Here is a 1,840-nt window from a genome sequence, read left to right as displayed (position 1 = left end):
CCGCTGTAGAATCGCGCCGAGCTTGACCGCAAGAAAGGTGTTCAGCGGCACGTAGGCCAGTACCGCTGCAAACGTCAGGCAAGCGCTCGCATAGCTCCCGAGGAACTCGAGCCCCGTGATTTCGGTGGAGTTCGCGATGATTTTACCGCCGACAAAATAGAGCGAGAGCGTAACGCCCGCGATCCCCATCGCGAGGCCGATGGCGCCGCCGGTCAGCCCCTTGATCGACTCCTGAATGCGCTGATCAAGGTTGTCGGGCACCGCCGTCGTGGAAGGGGTTCCTTCCGCAGCGCCGTTCTGGAGGTGGAAATGCGTATGGTTGCAGTCGAGGATCGCGCTGTTGAAGCGCTCGTCGAGCCACGCTCGCCACTTGCGATGAAGTGTTGTGGAGAAGTAGTGGCGGACCGCGATGAACCCGATTTCCTTGAGGACGACAATCGCGACCAGGGTAGCGGCGCTGCTGAGGAGCGCGCGAAGATTGGAGGGGTTTTGCGGGTGATGAAGAAAGGCGATTGCACTGATGAGATCCCCGGACGCTTCGGCAAACCAAACGCTCGCCATGGCCGATAACGCGGTCAGTACAACGATTATGGCTGCCAGCCCCCAGGCCTCCTTCCACCTCTCGGAGAACCAGTACGCACCCATGAGCCCCCAAAAACCGCGCATTGACGACACTGGGGTCAATTGTGACCGAATTTCACTGGACCGTCTCTGCCAGTTCAACAAATCCTCCTGGTCAGTACGCCTACACGCCTCTCAATCAATCGAAGGACAGTTCGCCCGGGAGCATGACAGCCATTCGCAGCTCTGCCTAAATTAGCACCATAGTGAAGCATATTAAGGCGCGTGCCTAGCCGCTCCACGGAATTGAGTTGTCGCAGTGTCCTTTTTGCGACATTCATCCGCCGACTGAGATCAAGGACACCGATATCGTCAATTCGCAGCACGTCGGCGTCGACATCCACAACAAGCAGAACGAGACGATCGGCGAGATTCATCGGTGACGGCAAGTCGGTGATCGGCTTCATCGCGAGCGTTGGCGGCTTCTCGGCCTCGGCGAGAGCTACGTCGTCATCGACCCGGTATCGCTGGCGCTTGCCAACGACAACGGCACCTGGAAGGCCTATATCGACACCAACAAAGATGACCGCTCCAACGCGCCCAAATTCGACAATGGGCAAGCTGAAGAAATAATCGGGCAGCCTGTCAAATGCGCGCTCGCGATGGCAGTCAGGGCTAGTCGCTCCGCGTAGTCGATTGATGCGAGAGCGCGCTTGGCAGTCCTTAAGTAGACACCCACCGCAACGGAGGTTGAGGCGGGATCAATCAGAGTGAACTGCTCGTCGGGCCTTCGACAGTTAGAGGCAGTTCCTTGAGGTCGATCAGCGCCTTCGCGCAGGTATCGGCGGCATTGGGAACCGGCGAGATGAGACCATCGACCGAAGCCCAGCCGCCATTTGTGATAAAATCGTCCCGTTCCCAACTGGATTTGGATTTGAGCTCCTTCAGATTGTCAGCCGCATTGGCGGCAGAAACGAAGTTGTGAACGCATATGTTTGAGATCAACTCCGCGCGAGCCGTCCTGACAGCTTGATCTGCCATGACGGACGCTCCGCCCGCGGTCATCCAGCCGCCCCAGGTGAAGCCCACGATCATCGTGAGCAGCGAAGCGCCAACGGTCGACCAGAACCAGACTTTCTTGGTGGGGCGATACTCGGACCACTTTCCATTGTTCCCTTCGGTCATAGCATCCTCCTTTTTAGAAGGATATATCATATCATGATATAAATTAGTCACCAAATCGCTCATACCGACATGGGTGTTCCGGCCCCCCGGTCTC

2 protein-coding genes and 1 pseudogene are annotated in these 1,840 nt (G+C 57.5%); 1 reads left to right on the top strand and 2 read right to left on the bottom strand.

Going from position 1 to position 1,840, the window contains the following annotated elements; translation table 11 throughout:
• A pseudogene (locus I8N66_RS32080) lies at positions 1-723 on the bottom strand (ABC transporter ATP-binding protein/permease); the annotation flags it as partial.
• Between the two features lie 149 nt (positions 724-872).
• On the opposite strand from I8N66_RS32080, the gene I8N66_RS32075 reads away from it, so the two are divergent.
• Complete coding sequence (locus tag I8N66_RS32075; protein WP_291162864.1) at positions 873-1,004, top strand: hypothetical protein; 132 nt, start codon at positions 873-875, stop codon at positions 1,002-1,004.
• 322 nt (positions 1,005-1,326) lie between these two features.
• On the opposite strand, the gene I8N66_RS32070 is transcribed toward I8N66_RS32075, so the two are convergent.
• On the bottom strand, positions 1,327-1,840 hold a 514-nt coding region (locus tag I8N66_RS32070; protein ID WP_291162861.1), incomplete at its 5' end, for a hypothetical protein.

It is taken from the genome of Ensifer sp. SSB1 (genome assembly GCF_016652895.1).
Taxonomy (GTDB): Bacteria; Pseudomonadota; Alphaproteobacteria; order Rhizobiales; family Rhizobiaceae; genus Ensifer.
Note: the sequence above shows the minus strand (reverse complement) of the source record. Positions and strands in the feature narration are given on the sequence as shown.